Annotated in this window: 23 protein-coding genes; 16 read left to right on the top strand and 7 right to left on the bottom strand. The window is 65.7% G+C overall.

Translation table 11 applies throughout. The annotated features are described in order from the left end of the window. Positions 1-52: 52 nt before the first annotated feature. Genes HL666_RS30375 through HL666_RS30350 form a run of 6 tightly spaced genes read left to right on the top strand, consistent with a single transcriptional unit; the run spans position 53 to position 5,917 of the window. The gene (locus HL666_RS30375) at positions 53-1,312 is read left to right on the top strand and encodes an extracellular solute-binding protein (RefSeq protein WP_172185193.1); all 1,260 of its coding nucleotides are present in this window, start codon (positions 53-55) and stop codon (positions 1,310-1,312) included. Position 1,313: 1 nt separating this feature from the next. Beyond that, entirely contained in the window at positions 1,314-2,255 is a 942-nt protein-coding gene (locus HL666_RS30370; protein WP_172109212.1) for a carbohydrate ABC transporter permease, read from the top strand. Beyond that, a complete protein-coding gene (locus HL666_RS30365) occupies positions 2,248-3,096 on the top strand; it encodes a carbohydrate ABC transporter permease (RefSeq protein ID WP_172185191.1) in 849 nt (282 codons plus the stop codon). The genes HL666_RS30370 and HL666_RS30365 overlap by 8 nt, the downstream gene beginning before the upstream one ends. Before the next feature lie 22 nt (positions 3,097-3,118). Next, positions 3,119-4,216 (top strand): Gfo/Idh/MocA family protein, encoded by a 1,098-nt coding sequence (locus tag HL666_RS30360; protein ID WP_172131917.1) that lies wholly within the window; start codon positions 3,119-3,121, stop codon positions 4,214-4,216. Between the two features lie 10 nt (positions 4,217-4,226). Further along, a complete protein-coding gene (locus tag HL666_RS30355) occupies positions 4,227-4,871 on the top strand; it encodes a ThuA domain-containing protein (RefSeq protein ID WP_172131916.1) in 645 nt (214 codons plus the stop codon). Continuing rightward, positions 4,868-5,917 (top strand): LacI family DNA-binding transcriptional regulator, encoded by a 1,050-nt coding sequence (locus HL666_RS30350; protein WP_172185189.1) that lies wholly within the window; start codon positions 4,868-4,870, stop codon positions 5,915-5,917. The genes HL666_RS30355 and HL666_RS30350 overlap by 4 nt, the downstream gene beginning before the upstream one ends. An 8-nt stretch (positions 5,918-5,925) precedes the next feature. Here the strand turns inward: HL666_RS30350 and HL666_RS30345 are convergent, their stop codons facing one another. Together HL666_RS30345 and HL666_RS30340 are read right to left on the bottom strand one after the other, a co-directional pair. Next, the gene (locus HL666_RS30345; RefSeq protein ID WP_172185187.1) at positions 5,926-6,324 is read right to left on the bottom strand and encodes an MAPEG family protein; all 399 of its coding nucleotides are present in this window, start codon (positions 6,322-6,324) and stop codon (positions 5,926-5,928) included. Between the two features lie 73 nt (positions 6,325-6,397). After that, complete coding sequence (locus tag HL666_RS30340; RefSeq protein WP_172185185.1) at positions 6,398-8,203, bottom strand: PHA/PHB synthase family protein; 1,806 nt, start codon at positions 8,201-8,203, stop codon at positions 6,398-6,400. A gap of 353 nt (positions 8,204-8,556) precedes the next feature. On the opposite strand from HL666_RS30340, the gene HL666_RS30335 reads away from it, so the two are divergent. The 5 genes from HL666_RS30335 to HL666_RS30315 all read left to right on the top strand — a co-directional run bounded on the left by HL666_RS30335 (position 8,557) and on the right by HL666_RS30315 (position 13,470). Next, on the top strand, positions 8,557-8,748 hold the full coding sequence (locus HL666_RS30335) for a hypothetical protein (protein WP_172109197.1): 192 nt from the start codon (positions 8,557-8,559) through the stop codon (positions 8,746-8,748). A gap of 204 nt (positions 8,749-8,952) precedes the next feature. Next, positions 8,953-10,173 carry an LL-diaminopimelate aminotransferase gene (locus HL666_RS30330; RefSeq protein ID WP_015666831.1) on the top strand — a complete coding sequence of 407 codons (1,221 nt, stop codon included), beginning with the start codon at positions 8,953-8,955 and terminating at the stop codon, positions 10,171-10,173. Positions 10,174-10,212: 39 nt separating this feature from the next. Continuing rightward, a complete protein-coding gene (locus HL666_RS30325) occupies positions 10,213-11,529 on the top strand; it encodes a homoserine dehydrogenase (protein ID WP_172185183.1) in 1,317 nt (438 codons plus the stop codon). 204 nt (positions 11,530-11,733) lie between these two features. Then, a complete protein-coding gene (gene glpX, locus HL666_RS30320; RefSeq protein ID WP_172109193.1) occupies positions 11,734-12,735 on the top strand; it encodes a class II fructose-bisphosphatase in 1,002 nt (333 codons plus the stop codon). A gap of 15 nt (positions 12,736-12,750) precedes the next feature. After that, a complete protein-coding gene (locus HL666_RS30315; protein WP_172109191.1) occupies positions 12,751-13,470 on the top strand; it encodes a haloacid dehalogenase type II in 720 nt (239 codons plus the stop codon). 9 nt (positions 13,471-13,479) lie between these two features. On the opposite strand, the gene HL666_RS30310 is transcribed toward HL666_RS30315, so the two are convergent. Further along, the gene (locus tag HL666_RS30310) at positions 13,480-14,565 is read right to left on the bottom strand and encodes a methyl-accepting chemotaxis protein (RefSeq protein WP_172109189.1); all 1,086 of its coding nucleotides are present in this window, start codon (positions 14,563-14,565) and stop codon (positions 13,480-13,482) included. A gap of 309 nt (positions 14,566-14,874) precedes the next feature. On the opposite strand from HL666_RS30310, the gene recJ reads away from it, so the two are divergent. From recJ to HL666_RS30295, 3 genes are all read left to right on the top strand, one after another. Then, complete coding sequence (gene recJ, locus HL666_RS30305) at positions 14,875-16,716, top strand: single-stranded-DNA-specific exonuclease RecJ (protein ID WP_172109187.1); 1,842 nt, start codon at positions 14,875-14,877, stop codon at positions 16,714-16,716. Positions 16,717-17,838: 1,122 nt separating this feature from the next. Then, complete coding sequence (locus tag HL666_RS30300) at positions 17,839-18,843, top strand: serine hydrolase domain-containing protein (protein ID WP_172131911.1); 1,005 nt, start codon at positions 17,839-17,841, stop codon at positions 18,841-18,843. Positions 18,844-18,855: 12 nt separating this feature from the next. Beyond that, on the top strand, positions 18,856-19,410 hold the full coding sequence (locus HL666_RS30295) for a 2'-5' RNA ligase family protein (protein WP_172131910.1): 555 nt from the start codon (positions 18,856-18,858) through the stop codon (positions 19,408-19,410). A gap of 22 nt (positions 19,411-19,432) precedes the next feature. On the opposite strand, the gene HL666_RS30290 is transcribed toward HL666_RS30295, so the two are convergent. Further along, positions 19,433-19,834, bottom strand: coding sequence for a hypothetical protein (locus HL666_RS30290; RefSeq protein ID WP_172131909.1), 402 nt, complete (start codon positions 19,832-19,834; stop codon positions 19,433-19,435). Between the two features lie 295 nt (positions 19,835-20,129). Between HL666_RS30290 and HL666_RS30285 the strand changes: the two genes are divergently transcribed. Beyond that, the gene (locus HL666_RS30285; protein WP_172109181.1) at positions 20,130-20,927 is read left to right on the top strand and encodes an NYN domain-containing protein; all 798 of its coding nucleotides are present in this window, start codon (positions 20,130-20,132) and stop codon (positions 20,925-20,927) included. 5 nt (positions 20,928-20,932) lie between these two features. Here the strand turns inward: HL666_RS30285 and HL666_RS30280 are convergent, their stop codons facing one another. Genes HL666_RS30280 through HL666_RS30270 form a run of 3 tightly spaced genes read right to left on the bottom strand, consistent with a single transcriptional unit; the run spans position 20,933 to position 23,757 of the window. Further along, entirely contained in the window at positions 20,933-21,943 is a 1,011-nt protein-coding gene (locus tag HL666_RS30280; protein ID WP_172185181.1) for a hydrolase, read from the bottom strand. A gap of 5 nt (positions 21,944-21,948) precedes the next feature. Continuing rightward, positions 21,949-23,169, bottom strand: a complete 1,221-nt coding sequence (locus HL666_RS30275) for a lytic murein transglycosylase (RefSeq protein WP_172185179.1) — start codon at positions 23,167-23,169, stop codon at positions 21,949-21,951. A gap of 60 nt (positions 23,170-23,229) precedes the next feature. Continuing rightward, positions 23,230-23,757, bottom strand: coding sequence for a MarR family winged helix-turn-helix transcriptional regulator (locus tag HL666_RS30270; RefSeq protein ID WP_172185177.1), 528 nt, complete (start codon positions 23,755-23,757; stop codon positions 23,230-23,232). 53 nt (positions 23,758-23,810) lie between these two features. On the opposite strand from HL666_RS30270, the gene HL666_RS30265 reads away from it, so the two are divergent. Further along, positions 23,811-24,281 carry a carboxymuconolactone decarboxylase family protein gene (locus tag HL666_RS30265; RefSeq protein ID WP_172185175.1) on the top strand — a complete coding sequence of 157 codons (471 nt, stop codon included), beginning with the start codon at positions 23,811-23,813 and terminating at the stop codon, positions 24,279-24,281. Positions 24,282-24,320 lie beyond the last annotated feature (39 nt).

Below are 24,320 nucleotides of genomic sequence, written 5' to 3'. Positions count from 1 at the left end.
AAATTTGAGGACAGGATTACCGCAACAAAAGAAGATGGTTGGGAGGACTGTAATGAGACTGCTCGCGAAGCTGGGACTCGCCGCTGCCGCATGCCTGCTCTGGGCCAACGCCGCGAGCGCCGACACCACCGTCAAATGGTTGCACATCGAGGTCAACCCGGCCCAGGTGAAGATCTGGGAGGAGGTCGCCCGCGCCTATGAGGCGTCGCATCCGGGCGTCAAGGTCGAGATGCAGTTCCTGGAGAACGAGGCCTACAAGGCCAAGCTGCCGACCATCCTGCAATCCAAGGACCGGCCGAACATCATCTACAGCTGGGCCGGCGGCGTCCTGAACGCGCAGATCGAAGCCGGTGTGTTGGAGGACATCACCGATCAGGTGAAGGGTTACAGCGACAGCCTGACCCCGGCAGCGCTCGCGGCTTTCACCGACAATGGCCACGTCTACGGCCTGCCGACCGCGTTGTCGCAGGTTGGCTTCGTCTGCAACAGGGAGCTGATGGCCAAGGCCAAGGTCGATCCCGCCTCCATCAAGACGTGGGACGATCTGCTGGCGGCCGTGAAGACCTTGAAGGCGGCGGGCGTGACCCCGATCGTGGTCGGCGGCGCCGACAAATGGCCGCTGCACTTCTACTGGACGCATCTCGCCGTGCGTATCGGCGGCAAACCGGCCTTCGAGGCAGCGCTGCGCGGCGAGAACGGCGGGTTTGCCGGCGACACCTTCGTCAAATCCGGCGAGCTGTTCAAGCAGCTCGTCGACCTGCAGCCGTTCCAGAACGGTTTCCTTGGCTTCAAGAACCCGCAGGCCGTGGGCTATTTCGGCGACGGCAAGGCGGCGATGACGCTCGCGATCAGCTCCGTCTACAATCTCCAGCGGGCGCTCGCGGCCGACAAGGTGGGCTTGGGTGAGGACAAGATCTGCTGGTTCGATTTTCCGACGGTGGCGGGCGGCAAGGGCGCACCGACCGATACGCTCGGCGGCATCACCGGCTGGCTGATCACGAAGGGCTCGCCGAAGGAAGCGGCCGACTTCCTGAAGTACTTCATCTCGAAGGACGTGCAGACGCGGCTTGCGGCCGGCAATTTCATCGTTCCCGTTGTGCAGGGCGCCGACGCCGGCCTCAACAACTCTTTCATGAAGCGGGTCGCGTCGAATCTGGCGAAGTCGAACTATCACCAGAACTTCTACGATCAGAGCCTCGGTCCTTCGGTCGGTCGCGTCGTCAACGATGCCTCGGCGGAGATCGCCGGCGGCAGCATGAGCCCGCAGGAGGCGGCCAAGACGATCGAGGCTGCGCGCAAGCAGGGCAATTGACGTGGCGCGACCGATTGCGAGTTCGCCGGCGATGGGCGTTGCGCAGCCATCGCGCACCGCACAGGCGGTGCGCGGGCCGAGCTGGGACGGCCGCTTCACCGTCCTGATCCTGTTCCTGCCGCCGGCGCTGGTGCTGTTCACGCTGTTCGTCGTGCTGCCAATCGGCGAGGCTGCCTGGTACTCGGCCTTCAACTGGAACGGCTTCGGCAAGCCGACCAACTGGATCGGGCTCGACAATTACCGCTTCGTGCTGGAGACGCGCGCGTTCTGGCTGGCGCTACGCAACAACGGCCTGATCATCGCGGTCTCGCTGTGCGTGCAGCTGCCGCTGGCCCTGGCGCTGGCCCTGATGCTCGCGGAGCGGTTCCGCGGCGCGGTGGCGCTGCGCATGCTGTTCTTCATGCCTTACATCCTCGCCGAGATCGCGACCGGGCTGATCTTCAGCTTCGTCTATGACGGCGATTACGGCCTGGTCGCCTCGATCTGGCGCAGCTTCGGCGCCGACCCGCCGCATCTGCTGGCCTCGACCGACACGGCGATGCTGGCGGTACTGATCGTCATCGTCTGGAAATATTTCGGCTTCCACATGATGCTGTTCATCGCGGCGCTGCAGAGCATCGACAAGAGCCTGGTTGAGGCCGCCCGGATCGACGGCGCGACGCGGGCGCAGAGCCTGCGCCACGTCGTCATCCCCTTGCTCTACCCGACGATCCGGCTGTCGGTGTTCTTTGCCGTCGTTGGCTCCTTGCAGCTGTTCGACCTGGTCATGCCGCTGACCCGCGGCGGACCCGCCGATTCGTCGAACACGATGGTGAGCTTTCTCTACAACAACGGCATCTCGCGCATGCGCGTCGGCTATGGCAGCGCCATCGGCGTCATTCTGTTCGTGATCTGCGTGACCTTTGCCTTCACCTACAAGCGATGGTTCATGCGCGATGAGTAATGCCGAGACCACGAGGGCGCCGTTCGATCCGGCGGTGCCGTTCAAGGCGGTGTTTCTCGCGACCGTCGCCGTCTTTGTGCTGGTGCCGCTGCTCGCGACCCTGCTCGGCGGCTTCAAGTCGCTCGGCGAGCTGCGCGTCAATCCGTTCGGCCTTCCCCAGCATTGGGAGTGGCAGAACTATGCCGAGATCCTGTTTTCCGGTCGCTACTGGCAGCTGCTTCGCAATTCGCTCATCATCTCGACTCTGACGGTGGCCCTGACCCTGATCGTCGCTTCCATGGCGGCGTTCACCTTCGCCCATGTCCGGTTCTTCGGCAGCTCGATGCTGCTGAGCTATCTGACGCTTGGCCTGCTGTTTCCGGCGGCGACCGCGGTGCTGCCACTGTTCATCAAGGTACGCGATCTCGGGCTGCTCGATACTTACTTCGGCGTGGCGCTGCCGCAGGTCGCCTTCAGCCTCGCGATGAGCGTGCTGCTGCTGCGCCGCTTCTTCAAGGACATCCCCTATGAGCTGCTCGAAGCCGCTCTGGTCGACGGCTGCAGCTACGTCAAGTTCTTCCGCTATGTGACACTGCCGCTGTCGCGCCCGATCCTGGCGACGGTCGGCACCATCACCTTCGTCAACAGCTGGAACGCCTATCTCCTGCCGCTCGTGATGCTCAACACCGACGCGCTGTATCCCTGGCCGCTCGGCATCATGGTCTATCAGGGCGAGTATTCGTCCGAGTGGCACCTGATCCTCGCCTTCATCACCCTGACCATCCTCCCTACCATCACCCTCTTCCTTCTGGCGCAGAAGCACATCGTTGCCGGCCTGACGTCGGGTGCGATCAAGGGATGAACGGGGCCTCACGGAGACCACAATGAGAAGAGTAGGCATCGGCATCGTCGGCTGCGGCGTCATCAGCACCGCTTATCTGAAGGCGGCCCAGCGCTTCCCCGTCCTGGAGGTGAAGGCACTTGCCGACATGCGCAGCGACGTCGCCGAGCGGCAGGGTGCTGCGTTCGGCCTGCCCGCCATGCGGGTCGACCAGCTCCTCAGGCGCGATGACGTCGAGATCGTCGTCAATCTCACCGTGCCGCTCGCCCACACCGATGTCAGCCTTGCGGTGTTGAACGCCGGCAAGCACGTCCATTCCGAGAAGCCGCTCGGCATCGATGTCGCCGAGGCTCGCAAGGTGATCGAGCTCGCCGCGCAGAAGAACCTGCGCGTCGGCTGTGCCCCCGACACCTTTCTCGGCGGCGGGCACCAGACCGCGCGCAAGCTGATCGACGACGGCGCGATCGGAAAGCCCGTGGCGGGGAGCGCGTTCTTCGGCTGCCCCGGGCATGAGCGCTGGCATCCCGCGCCGGGCTTCTACTATCTGCGGGGCGGCGGGCCGATGCTCGACATGGGGCCGTATTACATCACCGATCTCGTGCAGCTGCTCGGGCCAGTCGCCGGCGTGCAGGGCTCGACCGCGCGCCCGCGCGCGGAGCGCCGCGTCACCAGCGAGCCGATGAATGGCACGCTGATTCCGGTCGAGGTCGCCACCCATGTCGCGGGCACGCTCGAATTCGAGAGTGGGGCGGTGGTGTCGGTGACGATGAGCTTCGACGTGCCGAAGCACCGCCACGCGCCGATCGAGATCTATGGGGAGGAGGGCAGCATGCTGGTACCGGACCCGAACCGCTTCGGCGGCGAGGTCCAGGTCGCCAAGACCGGAGGTGACTGGGAGACGGTGCCGCTGACGCACGGCCACGTCGACGGCGAATTCCGCTCCATCGGCGTGGCCGACATGGCCACCGCGATCCTGAACGACCGGCCGCACCGCGCCAGCGGCGCGCTCGCCTTTCATGTGCTGGAGGTAATGGAGGCGTTCCAGACCTCCGCCCGCGAAGGCCGGCGCGTCAGGATCGAGAGCCGCGTCGAGCGGCCGGCGATGCTGCCGGCGGGATGCGAAACCGGACAGATCGACTGAGGACGGACACATGCGCAAGGCAATGATTGTATGGGGCGGCTGGCCGGGGCACGACCCTGATTTGTGCGCCTCGATGATCCGCGGCTGGTTGAAGGCGGAAGGCTTCGAGGTGCGGATCGAGACCACGACCGCGGCGTTCGCCGATCCCGCGATCCACGACCTGTCGCTGATCATCCCGATCTATACGATGTCGAAGATCGAAAAGGCCGAAGCGCTCAACCTCTGCGCGGCGGTCCGCAGCGGCGTCGGCTTCGCCGGCCATCATGGCGGTATGTGCGACGCCTTTCGCGATTCGGTCGATTACCAGTTTCTCTGCGGCGGGCAGTGGGTCGCGCATCCCGGCAATATCATCGATTACCGCGTCGACTTGACCAGGCCGGACGATCCCATCATGAAGGGTCTGAAGAGCTTCGAGCATCGTTCCGAGCAGTATTACATGCATGTCGACCCGGCCAACGAGGTGTTGGCCACGACCACCTTTACCGGCGAGCACGCCCCCTGGATCGAGGGGGTGGTGATGCCGGTGGTCTGGAAGAAGCGTTATGGCGCGGGCAGGGTCTTCTATTCTTCCCTCGGCCACCGCGCCTACGAGCTCGACGTCCCCGAGATCCGGACGTTGATGACCCGCGGCATGCTATGGGCGGCGCGCGCGTGACAGCTGAGGCGACCCCGTTGCCGGTGCGGGCCACGCTCGAAGATGTCGCGCGGACGGCGGGCGTGTCGCTCGCCACCGTCGACCGCGTGATCAACCGGCGCGAGGGCGTGCGGGCGAAGACGGTTGCGCGGGTCGAGGCCGCCGTTGCGAAGCTCGGCTACCGCGCCGACATCGCCGCGGCGCGGCTCGCCCGCGGACAGAGCTTCCGCTTTGCCTTCGTGCTGCCGACCGGCGGCAACAGCTTCATGACCAATCTGACGGAGCAGGTACGGCACACCGCGGAGTGGCTGGCCGGGCAGCGCGGCTTCATCGATATCATCCATGTCGACGTGTTCGACCCGGACGTGCTGGCCGGCGCGCTGGAGACCTTGTCGCCGGCCTATCAGGGCGTCGCCGTCATCGCGCTAGACCATCCCAGGGTGCGGGCCGCGATCGACGAGCTCTCCGCCCGCGGCGTTGCCGTGGTGACGCTGGTCTCGGATGCGCCGAGCTCGCGCCGTCTGCATTATGTCGGGATCGACAATCCGGCTGCGGGGCGGACGGCGGCGACGCTGATGGGACGGTACCTCGGCGGTCAGGAGGGGACCGTCGCTGTCATCGCCGGATCGCTGTCGCTGCGCGATCATGCCGAGCGGCAGTTCGGCTTCAGCCAGATTCTCTCCAGCGAGTACCCGAACCTGCGCGCGTTGCCAGCCCTCGAGGGACGCGACGACAGCGAGCGCACGCGGGAGCTCACTGCCACGCTGTTCGCGCGCCATGGCGACCTGCGCGGCATCTATTGCTGCGGCGCCGGCAACCGCGGCATTGCCGATGCGCTGGAAGCCTCGGGCCGGGCGCGCGAGGTGGTCTGGATCACGCATGAGCTGACCCAGCACACGAGGCGGTTCCTGGTCCGTGGCACGTGCGACGCCATCATCAACCAGGATCCGGGCCACGAGGCGCGCTCCGCGGCACGCGTCCTGCTCGCGCATTGCTCGGGCGAGCCGATCAGCCCCGATCAGGAGCGCATCCGCATCGACATCTTTCTGCGGGATAATCTGCCGTAGCTGACGGGCTACAGCCAGCCGAAGATCGCGATCGCCAGCACCGCCTGTGCCGCGAAGCCGACCACGAACGCCAGCGTGCGGAACACGGGCAAGCCGATCGCATAGACGATGACGTGCGCGACGCGTGACCAGAAATAGACGGCGCAGGCGAGCACGGTCCATTTGGTCGAGTAGTCGATCGCGTTGAGGATCAGCACCAGCGGCGCGAAGATCACGAGGTTCTCGATCGCGTTGTCGTGCGCGAACATCAGCCGCGTCGCCCAGGGCGCGTGCGGCTTGTCGTTGCGGGTCGGATTGGCCATCGCGCCGGTGAGGCCGCGGATCTGGCAGCGGTTCAGGATATAGGGAACCCACAGCAGCCCGGTCAGAATGACCGTCAGCGTCAGCCAGAACAGTTCGCGCGTCATCGAGATCCCCTCAACTGATATCCGTCCCGTCCCGGCGGGACGGAGCGGTTATAGTCAATTGCGGGGGATCGCGCTATGCGCGGACACGGACATAGGAGCCCGGAGCGTCCTCGAGCGGTGGATAGGCATTGGTGCCGACGCCGCGTGCGGGAACCTCTTCCGGATCGAGCTCGCTCAGCCATGCGCGCCAGTCGGGCCACCACGAACCCTTGTGCTCCTGCGCGCCCTTGATCCACTCCTTCAGCGAGATGTCGTGGATCTGGTCGTTGGTCCAGTACTGGTATTTGCCCGACGAGGGCGGGTTGACGACGCCGGCGATGTGGCCGGAGCCCGATAGTACATACTTCACCGGGCCGCCGAAGAACTGCGAGCCATACAGCACGGAATCGGCCGGCGCGATGTGGTCCTCCCGTGTCGCGAGATTATAGACCGGCACCTTCACCTTGGAGAGGTCGAGCAGCGTGTTGTCGAGCACCATCGTGCCCGATGTCAGGCGGTTCTCGAGATAGCAGTTGCGCAGGTAGTAGGAATGATTGGCCGCCGACATGCGGGTGGCGTCTGAATTCCAGTGCAGCAGGTCGAAAGCCTGCGGTGGCTGGCCCTTGAGGTAGTTGTTGACGACATAGGACCAGATCAGATCGTTCGACCTGAGCATGTTGAAGGCCATCGCCATCTTGCTGCCTTCGAGCACGCCTGCGGCCTGCATGTCGCGCTCGAGCGCCGAGATCTGGGTCTCGTCGACGAACACCAGGAGATCACCGGCATGAGTGAAATCGACCTGCGCGGCCAGGAAGGTCGCGGAGGTAACACGCTGACGGCGCTTGTCGGCAAGCCAGGCCAGGGTGGTCGCGAGCATGGTGCCGCCGACGCAATAGCCGAGCGTGTGCACCTTCATCTCGCCCGTCACCTTCTCGATGACGTCCATCGCGGTGAGCGGGCCCTCCTTCATGTAGTCCTCCCAGGTCTTGTTCCCGAGCTTCTTGTCGGGATTGACCCAGGAGATCACGAACACCGTGAGACCCTGATCGACGCACCATTTGACAAAGGATTTTTCGGGGCGCAGGTCGAGGATGTAGAACTTGTTGATCCAGGGCGGCACGATCAGCAGCGGCGTCCGCAGCACGTTCTCCGTCGACGGTGCGTACTGGATCAGCTGCATCATGTCATTCTGGAAGATCACCTTGCCGGGCGTCATCGCCATGTTGACGCCGACCTCGAGATTGCCGGGGTCGGACTGGCGGATCTTCAGTGAGCCCTTGCCGGCCTCGATGTCCTCGGCGAGCATCTGCATGCCCCGCACCAGATTGTCGCCGCTCGTGGCCACCGTCTGCCGCATCACCTCGGGATTTGTCAGGACGAAGTTCGACGGCGCCAGCGCGTTGGTGATCTGGTTGACGTAGAACTCGGCCTTCTTGCGGGTGTGCGGATCGAGTCCTTCGGCATTGTGGACCAGATCCTGCGCCCATTGCGTCGTCAGCAGATAGGCCTGCATGACGAAATCGTAGAACTGGTTCGACTTCCATTCCGGATCGGCGAAGCGCTTGTCGCGCGGCGACGGCGAGATCGCCGGAGGCGCTTCTTCGCCAGCCAGGCGCCGCGAGGCTGAGCCCCACAGGTCGAGATAGCCCTTGGCGATCTTGGTCTGGATGTCGGCGGCGCGATCCTTGTCCGACAGCCAGTAGTCGGCGACCGCCGTGAACGACTTCACGACCTCGGCGAGCTCGGTCGGTGGCCGGTCCTGAACCTCTCCCGTCTCCCGCGGCTTGAGATAGGCAGCGAGGGCCTTGCCGCTGGTCTCCATTGCTCTCGCGATGTTCGTCGCGAAGGCTTCGGCGTCGAATGTTTTTTGTGAATTGGTGTTGTTCGGAACGTCGGTCATGGCAAACTTACACTATCGCGTCGGAATCGTTTCGTCACCGCGCGAGATCAACAATCCGCGAGTTCGCGGTAAATTCGATTTCTACGTGTTGCGCTGCGAAAAAGTCTCTTGCTTCGGTCATACTGATCTCATAGGCGGTCGAAATTCCTGTTCAAGCCGCCAACCTTTCGAGTGACAATGGGTTGTGCTGCGGCAAAATGCACCGCATTGCGGCTGGCGGTTGTGGAGTCAGTGAGGGCTGTGGCGTGACGTCGGCGGGTCAGGGGCGGAGGAGGTGGGCGCGAGCCCTTGCAGCGAGCGTGGTGCTTTGCACCCCCTTGGCGCTGTCTGGCTGTTCCAGCCCGATTGCCGACATGCCTTCGCTGGAAGCTGACGCCATCGTGCGCCCCAGGGAGCCCGGGGGCTATCTTCCCGTCAACGACGTTCCGCGCGAGCGCGAGACGCGGATGATCTCCCCGGAGGAGCGAGCCCAGATCGAGCAGGAGCTCAAGGCTGCCCGCGACCGCCAAGCGTCGGCGGGACCGCCGGGTGCCAGGGACCGGTAAGCGGTCGGGACGAGCGACGTAATTATCTGGCGTGGCGCGGTGTCCATGATAAAACACCGGAATCAACCGCACCTCAGCGTGTCGTCGCCAGCCAGGCCGCGTGGCCGTGCTAAGCTTATGTTCTAGCACGGATTTCAGGGCAGCGCCGCCACCGTGCCAGCGATGCTGGCTGATCCGCCCCCGGTTGCCGGAGCCGAGAGACCCATGGAAGATTTCTATCGCATCCGCCGTCTGCCGCCTTACGTGTTCGAGCAGGTCAACCGGGCCAAGGCGGCCGCGCGGAACGCCGGCGCCGACATCATCGATCTTGGCATGGGCAATCCGGATCTGCCGGCGCCGCCGCATGTGCTGGAGAAGCTCAAGGAGACCCTGGGCAAGCCGCGGACCGACCGCTATTCGGCCTCGCGCGGCATCGTCGGTCTGCGCCGGGCGCAGGCCGCCTATTATGACCGTCGTTTCGGGGTGAAGCTCAATCCTGACACCCAGATCGTCGCCACGCTCGGCTCCAAGGAAGGGTTCGCCAACGTCGCTCAGGCGATCACCGCGCCGGGCGACGTGATCCTTTGCCCGAATCCGAGCTATCCGATTCACGCCTTCGGCTTCCTGATGGCGGGCGGTGTGATCCGCTCGGTGCCGTCGGAACCGACCCCGCAATTCTTCGAGGCGGCCGAGCGTGCGATCATTCATTCCATCCCGAAGCCGCTGGCGCTGATCGTCTGCTATCCGAGCAATCCGACCGCCTATGTCGCCAGCCTCGACTTCTATCGCGACCTCGTCGCATTCGCGAAGAAGCACGAGATCCTGATCCTGTCGGACCTCGCTTACGCCGAGGTCTATTTCGACGACAAGAATCCGCCGCCGTCGGTGCTGCAGGTGCCGGGCGCGATGGACGTCGCGGTCGAGTTCACCTCGATGTCGAAGACGTACTCGATGGCCGGCTGGCGCATGGGCTTTGCCGTCGGCAACGAGCGCATCATCGCCGCCCTCGCGCGCGTGAAATCCTACCTCGATTACGGCGCGTTCACCCCTGTCCAGGTGGCGGCCACCGCCGCGCTCAACGGCCCCGACGACTGCATCCGCGAGATGCGTGATGTCTACCGCAAGCGCCGCGATACGCTGGTCGAGTCGTTCGGCCGGGCCGGCTGGGAGATTCCGTCCCCCGAGGCTTCGATGTTCGCCTGGGCGCCTTTGCCGGAGAAGTTCAAGACCCTCGGCAGCATGCAGTTTGCGACGCTCATGGTCGAGAAGTCCGGCGTGGCGGTGTCGCCGGGCGTCGGCTTCGGCGAGCATGGCGAAGGCTATGTCCGCATTGCGATGGTCGAGAACGAGCAGCGCATTCGGCAGGCCGCGCGCAACGTTCGCCGCTTCCTTGAAAGCGGCATCGAAACGTTGCACAACGTCGTTCCCATCGCCAACCGGCGCTGAACCCTCCCATACTTTCCTTTCGACAGGTTCTTTGATTCCATGGTCGCACCCCTGAGAGTGGGCATCGCGGGCCTCGGCACCGTGGGTGCCGAAGTCGTTCGTCTCATCGAGCAGCAGGGGCGCGTGCTCACCGAGCGGACGGGACGTTCCGTACAGGTGGTGGCGGTGACGGCGCGGTCGAAGAAGAGGCGCGCCGTCGATCTCTCGGGCATCAAGTGGGCCAAGGATCCGCTGGCGCTGGCTGCTGATCCGGACGTCGACTGCTTCGTCGAGTTGATGGGCGGCGCCGGCGATCCGGCGCTGTCAGCGATCGACACCGCGCTTAAGGCCGGCAAGTCGGTGGTCACCGCCAACAAGGCGCTGATCGCCAAGCATGGCCTGAAACTCGCCAAGGCCGCCGAGAAGCACGGCGGAGCGCTGAACTTCGAGGCCGCCGTCGGGGCCGCCATTCCGGTCATCAAGACCCTGCGCGAGGGGCTCGCCGGCACCGGCATCAGCCGCGTCTATGGCATCCTCAACGGGACCTGCAACTACATCCTGACCCGGATGGAGCAGGAGGGCCTGTCGTTCGACGAGTGCCTGAAGGACGCCCAGCGCCTGGGTTACGCCGAGGCCGATCCGTCGTTCGACATTCATGGCCACGATACCGCGCAGAAGCTGGCGATCCTGGCGAGTCTCGCCTTCGGCACCCAGGTGGCCGAAAAATCCATCTACGTGGAAGGCATCTCCTCGATCGCCCCGGAGGATCTGAAGGCCGCGGCCGAGCTGGGTTATCGCGTCAAGCTGCTCGGCGTCGCCATGCGTACCGCCAAGGGCATCGAGCAGCGCGTGCATCCGACGATGGTGCCGAAATCCTCTTCCATCGCCCAGGTCATGGGCGTGACCAATGCGGTCACGATCGACGGCGAGGGGATCCCGCCGATCACGCTTGTCGGTCCGGGAGCAGGGGGCGCGGCCACGGCGTCCGCTGTGGTGGCAGACATCGCCGATGTCGCGCGCGGCATCCGCGCGGCGCCGTTCGGTCGACCGGTCGACAAGCTGCAGGCGACGGAGAAGGCCCCCATGGAGCGGCACGAGGGCGGCTACTACATCCGCCTGATGGCGCGCGATCACGCCGGCACCGCCGCGACGATCGCGACCCGGCTGGCCGAGCAGAAGATCTCGATCGAGTCGATCGTGCAGCGCCATCCGAACGGCAGCGAGCCCGCGAAGACCACCGGCAAGTCGGCGCCGGTACCGGTCATCCTGATCACCTATGCGACCCATGAGGACGCCGTGCATCGCGCGCTTCAGGCCGTGCAGCGGGACAAGGTCATCAGCGGCAAGCCGCAGGTCATCCGCATCGAGAAGAACTAGCGCATGATGTCCGGGGAACCGCTTGTCCCTGCTCAAACAAACGCGTGGCGTTTGGGTTAGGTTCATGCTCAAACCGGTGGAATCGAGAGGCGAGGAGCGGTCATCCGGGCCATCCCGCTGAACCGTGAGCCGTCTCCGACGGCGGCCTCCGGCTGGTAGAATTTGATGGCGGTGAGCCGCCTTGACGTCTTGAGGAGTTGACCGATGTCGACGCAGATTTCCGTCCCGCAACAATTGCTGCTCGAGCGCATCCTGACGCTGGAGCTGGTGCGCGTGACCGAGCGCGCTGCGGTGTCGGCGGCGCGGCTGCGCGGCCATGGCCAGGAGAAGCCGGCCGACCAGGCGGCCGTGGACGCGATGCGCCGCGAGCTCAACAAGCTGCCGATCGAAGGCACGGTCGTGATCGGCGAGGGCGAGCGCGACGAGGCGCCGATGCTCTACATCGGCGAGAAGGTCGGCCTCAATGCCGGCCCGAAGGTCGATATCGCGGTGGACCCGCTCGAAGGCACCACGCTGTGCGCCAAGAACATGCCCGGCGCGATCGCGACCATGGCGATGGCCGATGGCGGCACCTTGCTGCATGCCCCGGACGTCTACATGCAGAAGATCGCGGTCGGCCCCGGCTACGCCAAGGGTGTCGTCGACATCGATGCCAGCCCGGCCGACAACGTCCGCCGTCTCGCCAAGGCCAAGGGCGTCGAGCCCGGCGCGATCACGGTGCTGGTGCTGGACCGTCCGCGCCATGCCGACATCATCCAGGGCGTGCGCTCGACCGGCGCCGCGGTGCGCCTGATCACCGATGGTGACGTCGCTGGCGTGATTCACTGCGCCGATCCCGACAACACCGGCGTCGACATGTATCTTGGCACCGGCGGTGCGCCGGAAGGCGTGCTGGCCGCGGTGGCGCTGCGCTGCATCGGCGGCCAGATGCAGTGCCGCCTGATCCTCGACACCGAGGAGAAGCGTGAGCGCGCTCACAAGATGGGTGTCGGCGACCCCAAGATGATCTACGGCATCGAGGACATGGCCCGCGGCGACTGCCTGTTCGCGGCCACCGGCGTCACCACCGGCTCGCTGCTCTCCGGCGTCAAGTTCCGCAAGGACGGCGTGATCGAGACCGAGACGGTCGTGATGCGCTCGGTCACCGGCACCGTGCGCTACATCCGCGCCGAGCACCGCCAGCTCGAGAAGTTCCACCTCGACTGACGGCGGAGCGCTGACATGTCCGACCTGTCCATGGTCAAGGCGCTGGTGTTCGACGTATTCGGCACCGTCGTCGACTGGCGCACCAGCCTGATCGACGACTTCACCGAGTGGTCGAAGACCCGCGGCATTCAGGGCGACTGGACCGCGCTGGTCGACGGCTGGCGCGGGCTTTATGTCGGCTCGATGGACGAGGTCCGCAAGCATCCCGAGCGCGGCTACGTCATCCTCGACGTGCTGCACCGGCGCTCGCTGGAGACGCTCGTCGCCCAGCTCGGCATCACCGGCCTGACCGAAGCCGATCTCGACTACCTGACCCGCGGCTGGCACCGGCTGCATCCGTGGACGGACAGTGTCGCCGGGCTGACCCGGCTCAAGTCCAGATACATCATTGCGCCGCTCTCCAACGGCAACGTCGCGCTGCTCACCAACATGGCGAAGTTCGCAGGCCTGCCGTGGGACCTGATCCTCTCAGCCGAGCTGTTCGCGCACTACAAGCCCGACCCCGAGACCTATCTCGGCGCCGCGCGTCTGCTTGGTGTTGCGCCCGGCGAGGTGATGATGGTCGCCGCGCACAACAATGATCTCGAAGCTGCGCAAAGCTACGGCCTGAAGACCGCCTTCGTCGCCCGGCCCACCGAATACGGCCCGCTGCAGAACCGCGACTTCGAGGCCACCGGCGCCTGGGACATCGTCGCCGCTGACTTCAACGGTATCGCCGATCGCCTTGGCTGCTGATCGCCTCCTTCACGCGCCCGACACGATCACGCCGTACCAGCCGAGCCCCTTGTAGGTCTCGTAGCCGGGCGTGGCGTGGAACGCGATCATGCGGCCGGACGCATCCTGGTAGAAGCCGCTGCGCTTGCCATCGAGCTTCAGCGACACCCGTTCGCTGAGGATGCCCTGGCCATCCGACGATGCGATCACGCGGTGATTGGAGTCCACCAGCAGCGCGCGGGCCTTGTCGCTCTCGCCGACGCGCACCCCTTGCACGATCGCGCGAGCCTGGGCCTCCCAGTCGAAATGGATGGCGAGCACGCCGAGCGGCTTGCCGTGGGCCTTGCCGTCCTCTCGGACCGAGGCGCAATAGGTCGCGACCTGGGCGTTGCCGAGCAGCGGCTGGCACTCGACGTCGCCTGCGACGTAATCGTCGCCCGAGCGCAGGCCGCGGGCCTCGCGAAACCATTTGGTGTCGGCGACGCTCTGGCCGACCACGTTGTAGCGGTCGGTGCGGCCGTTGGCGATCACCTTGCCGCTGGGGTCGCACAGCCAGAGATCGAGATAGACCGTGTAGGCCGACAGGATCACCGCGAGCCGTTCGGAGACATAGGCGACGCGGTCGGCCTCCGGCGCAGCGGCGCAGTCGACCACCGCGGAATCGGTCGCCCACCAGCGCACGTCGCAGGTCCGCTCATAGAGATTGCGGTCGATCAGCTCGATCGCGTTCAGGGCGAGATCGACCATGCGCTCGCCGCGCGCCCGCTCGGTCATGCGCTCGATCGAGCTCTTGAGATTGCCGGTGCGCGTCGTCAGCTGGCCTTCCAGCTCGCGCGCGATGGTCTCGACCAGCTGGCCAACCGCACGTACCTCCTGGGCCACCACGGCAAAGCCTGCGCCTTGCGCGCCCACCCGCGAGCTCTCGATCAGCGCGTTCAGCGCCAGCATCTTCATCTGGTTGGTGATCTGCTGGATCGACTTGGTCTTCTCGCAGGCGATCTGGTTGACCTCGCCGGTGAGCCGCGCAATCAGCGCCGAGACGTCGGTCTCGTCCTGGGGGGGCGTGGGGGAGGGCGCAATCGAGGGGGAGGTCTTCAGCTCAGGCGCGGCTAGCATTGAACAACTCCATATCATCGCTGTCTCAGTCGAGATGCGGAGACCGCGAGCAATTACTCGGTATAATTTGATTGAAATGTCACGGAGTTCGCCTAACGGCTGTTTAATGCACGGTCCTGAACACAGCTGTAATTTTAGGCAAGTCGCACCATATATCATCAGCTGCCCGCTCTCAGGGCCTGATTTCCGCGATGATGCAGTGCGATTCCGGTGGGTTCCCCCGTGAGGGCCTGCTGCGCCCGCAGACTTACTGTAGATTCCGTGCCGTCGTTCTCGAATCGCCATGCTGCACGCGAGGCCCTTAGCCCGATGGCACCATCCGCCCTTGCACTGCCCGTGAGCGCCCCGCAGGCGTTCCTCGGCGTGCGGCTGTCGTTGACCAACAAGCTGTGGCGCGACCGGCTGGATACGCGCGGTGCGGCGCGGGCGCTCGCCATCGTCCAGCGCTATCAACTGCCGGAGATGCTGGCGCGGGTGCTCGCCGGGCGCGACGTCGAGCTCGAAGCGGTCAACGACTTCCTCGACCCGACCATTCGCAAGCTGATGCCGGACCCGTTCACGGTGACGCAGATGGAGGCGGCGGCGCAGCGCATTGCAGACGCCGCAGTCAAGGGCGAGAAGGTCGCCATCTTCGGCGATTACGACGTCGACGGCGCGACCTCGGCGGCGCTGCTCGCCTGGCACCTGCGGCATTGCGGGCTCGATCCGCTGATCCACATTCCCGACCGCATCTTCGAGGGCTACGGGCCGAACAGCGAGGCCATCCGTGGCCTTGCCAACAAGGGCGCGACGCTGCTCGTGACCGTCGACTGCGGCACCACCAGTCTGGAGCCGCTCGCGGAGGCGCGGCGGCTCGGCATGTCCGTCGTGGTGATCGATCACCATCAATGCGGCGAGGAATTGCCGGAGGTCGAGGCGCTGGTCAATCCGAACCGGCCGGACGATCTCTCCGGGCTCGGCCATCTCGCCGCCGTCGGGCTCACTCTCGTGACGCTGGTTGCCGTCAATCGCGAGCTGCGCGGTCGCGGCTTTTGGAGCAGCACGCGGCCGGAGCCGGATCTGCTGAGCATGCTGCATCACGTCGCGCTCGGCACCGTCGCCGACGTCGCCCCGCTGATCGGGCTCAACCGCGCCTTCGTCGCCAAGGGCCTGATCGCGATGCGCCGGCGCGACCACGTCGGCCATACCGCGCTGATGGACGTCGCCCGGCTCAATGGCCCCCCGGAGGCCTGGCATCTCGGCTTCATGCTGGGGCCGCGCATCAATGCCGGCGGCCGCATCGGCCGCGCCGATCTCGGTGTTCGGCTGCTGCTGGAGACCGACGTGTCGGAAGCCGCGCGGATCGCCGCCGAGCTCGACCGGCTCAACACCGAGCGGCGCGTCATCGAGCAGCACGCCGAGGCGCAGGCCGAGGCCGAGGCGCTGGCCTCGCTCGGCCTGGAGGACAAAGGCGCGGTGATCGTTACGGCGTCCGAGGGCTGGCACCCCGGTGTGGTCGGGCTGGTCGCGTCCAGGCTCAAGGAAAAGTTTGCGCGGCCGGCATTTGCGATCGCGCTTGAGCCGGGCGGCATCGGCACCGGATCGGGCCGCTCGATTCCCGGCGTCGATCTCGGCAAGGCGGTGCGCCATGCGGTGGAGCAGGGCATCCTGATGAAGGGCGGCGGGCATGCGATGGCTGCCGGCGTCACCCTGCGCAAGGAGCGGCTGGCGGAGTTTCGCGCCTTTCTCGAAAGCGCCCTCGCGGCCGACGTCGCCGCGGCGCGTCACGTCAACGAGATCCTGATCGATGGCGCGATCAGTGCGCGCGCCGCGACGCCGGAGCTGGTCGCGACGCTCAACCGCGCAGGTCCCTTCGGCAGTGGCAATCCCGAGCCGATCGTGGCGCTGCCGTCGCACCAGCTGGTCTATGCCGACGAGGTCGGGCAGGCGCATCTCAAGCTGCGCTTCAAGTCCGGCGACGGCGCCACCGTGAACGCCATCGCGTTCCGCTCGGTCGGCCAGAAGCTCGGCAATGCCCTGGTGCAGCATCGCGGCCAGGTGCTGCATGTCGCGGGCACGCTGACCGTCGACCGCTACCAGGGGGTCGAGCGCGTGCAGCTGCGCGTGCTCGACGTCGCCGTGCCGGATCATGGTCCGGCGATGATCAGGTAGAGCAACATCAACGGTGTCGTCCCGGACAAGCTTCGACGACGCGCGCGTCGGCGAAGCGCCGATCCGGGACCCATACGCCGCAGCAGATGTCGTCAGAACGAGATGCCCATTGCGATCCTGCCTCACACCGCTTCCTGTGGGTATGGGTCCCGGCTCGGAGGCCGGGACGACAGCGGAGTATGACGACGCGACCGTCGTGCCTCTCATGACCCGCGACCAGCCACATGTCGCCGCGCTTGCGTTCGCGATTGTCGACCGGCGATGATCAGGTAGAGCCACACTCACAGTGTCGTCCCGGACAAGCTTCGCCGACGCTCGCGTCGGCGGAGCGCCGATCCGGGATCCATACGCCGCGGCGGATGTTGAGAGGACGAGATGCCCATTGCGATCCTGCCTCACACCGCTCCCTGTGGGTATGGGTCCCGGCTCGGGGGCCGGGACGACAGCGGGGTGTGTGGCGCGCATCGTGCCTCGCATGATCAAATGCAACACGACCATTCGATCTCGCCGCGCATTCGCGCCCGAGTGATGCATCGTCAATGACCCTCTTGATAAGAGAGGGCGCAGGGAATGCCGGGTGAAGGCCTCACCCATGGCCCGCCTGCAAACAAAAAGCAGGCGGCAGTCACCACAGGTAGGCCGGTCAACCGGCATTCCCTGCGCGATGGGCTTAACGCTTATACGCGATCTCCCCGGTGTCCGGCTTGTTAGCCACCGTCGCCCGCGGGCTGATCATCCCCCGAAGGCTTGGCGCCAGCGTCGGGGCGCCAGGACCACGCGATTTCACGTCCGCAACCTGCCGTTCGTCCGCGCACATGAAGCACGCTGCGACACGATCGCGGCCACCGCATCCCGCCCTCCACGTTCATGACGATCGCGAAGCGCCCCTCTCATGAGGACGGGACATCGACGTTATTTCCGATTTTCGGAATGAAAGCAAGCGAAATCTTCCGGCCGGTGCGGCGATGGCCGGCATCCGACTGTTGCCGCAGACGAAATTGATCATCGCGCGCCGGTACGTGTTTCGCACCGGGCAAGGCGCAGGGCCGTGACCACTGTACCTTCCAACTGTCGTCCACTACGCTCCCGACCTTGAGTTGTGACGAGCCGATTGAGGGGGCCATGCGACGTTTGCCTGCAGTGTTCGGAGCCGTCCTGCTGGGATCGTGTTGGGCGCACGCCGAACCGGGTCGGAATTGGCAGGCGGCAGGACCGGATGAAAAGCCGTGGTCTGCATCCATCGCCCGCGAGGTGCAGGAGTTCGCGGTCGAACAGAAGCCGACGGCGATCATGGTGGTCAGGGACGACGACATTGTTGCCTCGTTCGGGGACCTTGGTGCGAAGGTCAATGTCCGGTCAGTACGCAAGAGTCTGCTGAGCGCGCTGTATGGCATCGCCGTCGAAGACGGCCGGATCGACCTCGACAGCACGCTTGCCGCGCTGGAGATCGACGACATTCCGCCGGCCCTTTCGCCGGTCGAGAAGACCGCGACGGTTCGTCAACTGCTCATGGCGCGCTCCGGGGTCTATCATCTCGCGGCCTATGAGACGCCCGAGACGAAACGGCTCCGGCCCGCGCGCGAGAGCCATCCGCCGGGCAGCTTCTGGTACTACAACAACTGGGACTTCAACGCGCTCGGCACGATCTATCAGCGCTCCGTCGACGACGTGTTTGCGAGCTTCGAGAAGCGGATTGCCCGGCCAATCGGCATGGAGGATTTCTCCGCTTACGATGGCCTGTATTTGGGGGAGTCTTCGTCGGTCCATCGGGCCTATCTGTTCCGGATGAGCGCCCGCGACCTGGCGCGGTTCGGCCTGCTGTTCCTGAACGGCGGACGCTGGAATGGGGCTCAACTGATCCCGTCGAAATGGGTGACGGAATCGACGAGCCGTCTCTCGGACACCGAGCCCGGACGCGGCTACGGCTATCTCTGGTGGACCTTCAGCAGCGGAAGATCGGGTGTCAGCGGCTTTTATGCCGTGGGCTACGGCGGACAGCTGGTCGTGGTCGTTCCATCCAAACATCTGATATTGGTCGAGCTGGTCGATCTTGCCGTAAACAAGCAAGGCGTTCGCACACAACGCTTTCTCGATCTTGTTGGCAGGATCAGTGCATTGGTCCCTTGAGCGAAACACGCAATGGCCATCGCGCTCAATATTCGATCAGACCACGTCTCCGCGGGCTACATCGAGCGCCTGTGGGATCAGGTCGCGGCGTTCGAGGACGAGCCGTCGATGCGCGGTCTCGGCTATCGACCGCATTTCACCCTCGCCATCTATGATGCACCTGAGATTGACGTCGAGACTGCTTCGCGCGTCATGCGCGCGGCCGTTGAGGCTGCCCCGGCCTTGCAGCTGGAGTTCAACCGCATCAACTGGTTTTCGACTCCGCGATTCGTGCTCTGGGCCGAGCCGGAAATGAACGAGGGCTTGCTCAAGTGGCACGCCGCGATCGCAGCGGCGATCGACCCGGCGCTTTGTCGCCAGCATTATCGCCCAAGCGTGTGGGTACCTCATTGCACGCTGGGCACGCGGATCTTGGATGCGCGCCGCGACGACGCCATGGCCTTTGCACGCTCGTTCGACCGGCGCCTCACGGTCGTATTCGATGTCATCGATTGCGTCGTGTTTCCGCCGGTGCGGATTGTCGCGGAGCAGAGGCTGGCACGAGCGATCGGGCACGCGCAGGCATGAGCCGGCCGAGTCAATCTTCAGCTCAGCGCCAGGAGGGCTTCGGGAGTTGATCGGGATTGAATTTCGGCGTCGGCCGAGGAACTGGCGGAGGCGCGGCGTCGTCGGACGCCGAGAACAGCAGAAGCGCCTCGAACGGCACGTCGGGAGCTTCCGCGGCATAGCCGGAGCACGTGACGGGCGTCCCTCGGCAGCACCCTTCGAGGCTGAGCGTCAGTTCGTCCGGGCCGAACAAGGACGGCTGTCCCGGGGCGTGACGTTTGGTCTTGATGATGGCGGTAAACCGATCGCCATGGGCCTCGTAGCTTCCGGCGTAGCTCAGCACGGTATCGCCGCCGCAGACCTTGCCGCCAACGAGCTCAACGATGCCGGTTCCTTGGCCCTTGGGGGTCCTGAACCAGGCGGAATAGGTGCCTTCCTTCATCATCTGCCGCAGATCCCGTCGTTGGGTCGCGGCATCGTCGTGCGGTGCGAATTAAGGGAAGGTGAAAACGATCGCCGAATAGCGGCGAAAACCCTCAATTTGTTCGTGTACGAACGGTCATCGATGGGATTCGGGGCTGCCAGAGAGACTACGCCAAGGACGACGGCCGCCTTGATCGTCGGCGAATGAAGGTACTCTACGGGCGACGCGTTTCCGCCGCAGCCGCAGAGAAAGTTTGCCTGACGCAAGCGGGCGAGCGTGATACGTACGACACCAGATGCCTTTGAGAGACCGATCCATGCCATCCGAAGCCCGTTCGCCGCGCCTTGCCGTGCTCATCGACGCCGACAATGCCTCCGCCAAGATCGTGGATGGGCTGTTCGAGGAGATCGCCAAGATCGGGGAGGCCAGCGTGCGCCGGATCTATGGCGACTTCTCCAGCCCGCGCTCCAAGCCGTGGGCCGATACGCTGGCGCGACATGCGATCGTGCCGCAACAGCAGTTCGCCTACACCACCGGCAAGAACGCCTCCGACATCACACTGGTGATCGACGCCATGGACCTGTTGCACAGCGGCCGCTTCGATGGCTTCTGCCTGGTGTCGTCTGACAGCGACTTCACGCGGCTCGCGGCGCGCATCCGCGAGCAGGGCATCGACGTGTTCGGCTTCGGCGAGCAGAAGACGCCTGAGAGCTTTCGGCAGGCCTGCCGCAGATTCATCTACACCGAGAATCTGCGCAGCGATGCTGCCGGCAGCAAGGATGCGGACAGCGCCGCGGCGCCGAAGCCGCTGCTGCCGATCAGCGCGGCGACGCCGATGATCAAGAAGGTGATCACGCAGATGGAGAGCGAGGACGGCTGGGTTGCGCTCGGCGAGGTCGGCAAGCAGCTCTCCAACCTGGTGTCCGACTTCGATCCGCGCAGCTATGGCTGCCGCAAGCTCAGCGACCTCGTGCGCAAGACCGGCGCCTTCGAGATCGAGGAGCAGTCGAAAGGTGGCGGCTCGGTGCGCATCCGCGTCAAGCCGGCGACGGGCTCGCAGCCCAAGGCGCGGGCGCCGCGGACCGCGCAGCGGGAGGGATCGGCCAAGGGCTGAGCCGGCTATTGGGCCGGCTGCAGCTCCGGCAGCACGGCCTGGACGTCAGGCTGCCGTGCCAGGACGTCGCGCACCCTGACCATGCCATCCTCCGAAGGGTGGAAGGCATCGATGAAGTTGAGGGAAGAGTCGGAAATCTCCGACCGCGCGAGGTCGACGAAGGGGATGCCGAGACCGCGCAGCCAGTCCGCGGTCTGCCGGCTTTCGAACTCGCGCCAGACGCCTGAATATGTCCAATAGGCTTCGTCGTGGTCGAGATAGTCGACCGCGGCGCGCACGTAAGGCAGCTGGACGGCGATGAGCCGGACGTTGCGCTCGCGCGCGAGCGCCGCCAGCCGCGCGATCGGCTCCTTCTGCCGTTCCGACATCTGCGGTGCGCCGGGCGAAGATTCGATCAGTCGCGCCGCGGTCTGGAATTTCTCCCGAGCGGTGTCGATGAAGTCCTGCGGATAGAGATACGAGCCGTCGGCGCGGAAGCCGTCGGGTCGCCGCTGCTCGCGGAAAGCCGACGGCGACGGCAGCGCGCGGATCAGGCGGGCGAGCTTGAACGACACGTAGCGCGACGAGCTGTAGACCATCGTGCGCTGCGCGCCGTAGGCCTCCTCCCACGCATCGGTGAACATGAAATAGTCGAGCACCACGATCACGGCGCGGGGCCGGACCTCGCGGGTCAGATGCTCGAACACGTCGAGGAGCTGCCGCGTCGTCCAGGCGGTGAAGGCGGCGTTGTAGAAGCGATAGGGCCTGAACATCCAGTCGCGCAGCGTGCCGGCGCGAGAGCTGCTGATGACGATGATGTCGGGCGCCAGCTCGGCGATGCGCGCCCGCTTGAAGGCGGCGTTGTAGCGGAGATCGGCCGGGAGAATGATGTTGTCGCGTTCAGCCGATTGCAGGCCCGCGAGATGCGCCGGCGTGGTCAGCGCATCGAAGCGATACGCAAATCCGGCGATCGAGAGACTGAACCACGTCAGCACGGCAAGGACGACCGCGACGTAGCGGCGCTGTGCGGCAATCACCCGCCTTACCCGCCTTGTCTCAGCTTCGCCAGCACCTTCAGCCCGCCATAGCCGTCGGCGGGCGTGAGGCCGGCCTTGGCCTGGAAGTCGCGGATCGCCTTCATGGTGTCGTTGCCGACGCGGCCGTCGGTGCCGCCGGTGTCGAAGCCGGCCGCCGTCAGGCGCTTCTGCATCTCCTGCACCTCGGCGAGCGTCAGCGCGCGCTCGGAGCCGGGGAAGGGCTGCAGGAACGGCGGTCCGCCCAGGATGCGATCGCCGAGATGGCAGATCGCGAGCGCGTAGCTCATCGCCGGATTGTAGGACTTCACCGAATAGAAGTTCGGACCGAGCAGGAAGGCGGGGCCGCCCGCGACGGGGATCCAGAGCTGCGCCGACGCATTCGGCTGCGGGAAGGGCTGACCGTCGGCGCGGGTGACGCCGGCCGCCTGCCAGGCCGCGTAGGTCCTGCTGCCCGACATGTTGCCGGGGGCGCGCACCTCATAGCCCCAATGCTCGCCGCGGTGATACTTGCCGCGGTTGACGAGATAGCGCGCGGTCGAGCCGAGCGCATCGTCGGGCCGGCCGAACGGGTTGATCTTGCCGTCGCCGTCATAGTCGAAGCCGACATTGAGCCAGACCTCGGGCATCCATTGCGTGTGGCCCATCGCGCCGGCCCAGGAGCCGCGCATCTCGTCCGGCGTGCTCCAGCCGCGATCGACGATTCTGAGCGCGTTGGTCAGCTCGGTCTCCCAATAGGCCTTGCGGCGCGGCTCGTTCCAGGCGAGCGCGGCGAGCGCCGGAAACACCGGGCGCATGTGGTTCTGCTGCACCAGGGGATCGCCGAACGCGGACTCGACGCCCCACAGCGCCAGCAGCGTGCCGCGCTCGACGCCGAAATCCTTCTCGATCCGGGCGAACAGCGCCTCGTTCTTCGCCAGCGCCGCCTTGCCATTGATGACGCGCCAGTCGGAGACGCGACGGTTGATGTACTGCCAGAGCTGCTCCTTGAACTCCGGCTGATTGCGCATCTCCTTGAACACGGTCATGTCGGGCTCGAGCCGCGCCATGACCCGCGTCCAGGTCGCCTGTGAAATGCCCTTGGCGAGGGCGCGGCTGCGAAAGCCGTCGCGCCAGGCCTCGAATTCAGCCGGCGCGGCCGAGGCGGGCCAGGCCGGAACGAGCAGCGCGGCGGCGCCGAGGCCGGAGCCGAGCAGGGTGCGGCGGGTCATGGAATCGGGCTGTGTCATGGCGCCCATTCTACCCGCTGATGCGGGCCGGCGGCAAAGCCCTCAAGCGGGCCGGAACCTTTACGCCTCGTGGAGCTCCACGGCGACGCGCGCCAGCCAGCGGCGGATGGTCGCGAGGTCCCGCTCGCCGAGACCGCCCGCGAGCCTGCGCTCCAGCGCCATGGCCTGCCGTCGCGCCCTGGTCAGCAGTGCGATGCCGCGGCGGGTCAGGCTCCATTGCAGCACGCGGCCATGGATTGGGTGCGGCGTGCTCCGAATGGCGCCGTAGCGTTCGAGGTTGCCGATGATCACGTTCACGGTCTGCGGCGTCAGCAGCGCGACGCGGGCGCAGTCGGCGCCGGACAGGCCGGGATAGGCCTTCAGCATCGTCAGCACCACGAATTGCGGATGGGTGAGACCGGTCGCCGTGAGCGCACGGTCCAGCGAGAGCCGCGCCGCCGCCTGCGCCTGGCGCAGCAGATAAGCGAGGTGACCGTCCTCGCCGCGCTTGCCTTCGCCCGGGAGAGGCGGGCGGACGGCTGCCTTACGGCGCGCGGGGCGAGGCTTTCGAGGCGATCGCGAGGACGTCAACATCCGTGCCTTGCGCATATATTCAGAGCCCTGATAAGTTATCAGACCTATGATAACATGAGAGACAGAACATGTCACATGCCCGCAGCGAGTACACCGATTTCAGGAGCTTGGCGCCCGAGCTCTACGACGCCATTCTCGCCGTCAGCCAGCAGGCGGCCAAGGCCGGCCTCGACAAGCAGCTGCTGGAGCTCGTCAAGATCCGGGCCTCGCAGATCAACGGCTGTGCGTTCTGCGTGCAGCACCACGTGCTGCTGGCCGAGAAGCTCGGCCTGTCCGCCGACAAGATCAACCTGGTCGTGGTCTGGCGCGAGGCGCCACAGTTCACGGCGCGCGAGCGCGCGGCGCTGGCCTTCACCGAGGCGCTCACCAGGCTGGAGGGCGGCGTGAGCGACGAGGTCTATGCGCTGGCGCGCGCGGAATTCTCCGAAGCGGAGCTCGTGTTCCTGACCTCGGCGATCGGCGTCATCAACCTCTGGAACCGCTATGGCGTCGCGTTCCGCTGGACCCCGGCTGAGCGGCCGGCGCGCGCGGCCTCCTGAGTCGTCGGGAACCGTGACAAAGCGATGCGAGTTGTGCCT

This window comes from Bradyrhizobium aeschynomenes (assembly GCF_013178945.1).
GTDB classification, from domain to species: domain Bacteria; phylum Pseudomonadota; class Alphaproteobacteria; order Rhizobiales; family Xanthobacteraceae; genus Bradyrhizobium; species Bradyrhizobium aeschynomenes.
This window is presented reverse-complemented; position numbering and strand designations above follow the sequence as displayed.

Excerpts from the sequence above, each read along its gene's own strand:
- HL666_RS30375 (WP_172185193.1), top strand. The coding sequence starts at position 53 with ATGAGACTGCTCGCGAAGCTGGGACTCGCCGCTGCCGCATGCCTGCTC.
- HL666_RS30365 (WP_172185191.1), top strand. The coding sequence starts at position 2,248 with ATGAGTAATGCCGAGACCACGAGGGCGCCGTTCGATCCGGCGGTGCCG.
- HL666_RS30360 (WP_172131917.1), top strand. The coding sequence starts at position 3,119 with ATGAGAAGAGTAGGCATCGGCATCGTCGGCTGCGGCGTCATCAGCACC.
- HL666_RS30355 (WP_172131916.1), top strand. The coding sequence starts at position 4,227 with ATGCGCAAGGCAATGATTGTATGGGGCGGCTGGCCGGGGCACGACCCT.
- HL666_RS30345 (WP_172185187.1), bottom strand. The coding sequence starts at position 6,324 with ATGACGCGCGAACTGTTCTGGCTGACGCTGACGGTCATTCTGACCGGG.
- HL666_RS30340 (WP_172185185.1), bottom strand. The coding sequence starts at position 8,203 with ATGACCGACGTTCCGAACAACACCAATTCACAAAAAACATTCGACGCC.
- HL666_RS30335 (WP_172109197.1), top strand. The coding sequence starts at position 8,557 with ATGCCTTCGCTGGAAGCTGACGCCATCGTGCGCCCCAGGGAGCCCGGG.
- HL666_RS30330 (WP_015666831.1), top strand. The coding sequence starts at position 8,953 with ATGGAAGATTTCTATCGCATCCGCCGTCTGCCGCCTTACGTGTTCGAG.
- HL666_RS30325 (WP_172185183.1), top strand. The coding sequence starts at position 10,213 with ATGGTCGCACCCCTGAGAGTGGGCATCGCGGGCCTCGGCACCGTGGGT.
- glpX (WP_172109193.1), top strand. The coding sequence starts at position 11,734 with ATGTCGACGCAGATTTCCGTCCCGCAACAATTGCTGCTCGAGCGCATC.
- HL666_RS30315 (WP_172109191.1), top strand. The coding sequence starts at position 12,751 with ATGTCCGACCTGTCCATGGTCAAGGCGCTGGTGTTCGACGTATTCGGC.
- HL666_RS30310 (WP_172109189.1), bottom strand. The coding sequence starts at position 14,565 with ATGCTAGCCGCGCCTGAGCTGAAGACCTCCCCCTCGATTGCGCCCTCC.
- recJ (WP_172109187.1), top strand. The coding sequence starts at position 14,875 with ATGGCACCATCCGCCCTTGCACTGCCCGTGAGCGCCCCGCAGGCGTTC.
- HL666_RS30300 (WP_172131911.1), top strand. The coding sequence starts at position 17,839 with ATGCGACGTTTGCCTGCAGTGTTCGGAGCCGTCCTGCTGGGATCGTGT.
- HL666_RS30295 (WP_172131910.1), top strand. The coding sequence starts at position 18,856 with ATGGCCATCGCGCTCAATATTCGATCAGACCACGTCTCCGCGGGCTAC.
- HL666_RS30290 (WP_172131909.1), bottom strand. The coding sequence starts at position 19,834 with ATGATGAAGGAAGGCACCTATTCCGCCTGGTTCAGGACCCCCAAGGGC.
- HL666_RS30285 (WP_172109181.1), top strand. The coding sequence starts at position 20,130 with ATGCCATCCGAAGCCCGTTCGCCGCGCCTTGCCGTGCTCATCGACGCC.
- HL666_RS30275 (WP_172185179.1), bottom strand. The coding sequence starts at position 23,169 with ATGACACAGCCCGATTCCATGACCCGCCGCACCCTGCTCGGCTCCGGC.
- HL666_RS30270 (WP_172185177.1), bottom strand. The coding sequence starts at position 23,757 with ATGCGCAAGGCACGGATGTTGACGTCCTCGCGATCGCCTCGAAAGCCT.
- HL666_RS30265 (WP_172185175.1), top strand. The coding sequence starts at position 23,811 with ATGTCACATGCCCGCAGCGAGTACACCGATTTCAGGAGCTTGGCGCCC.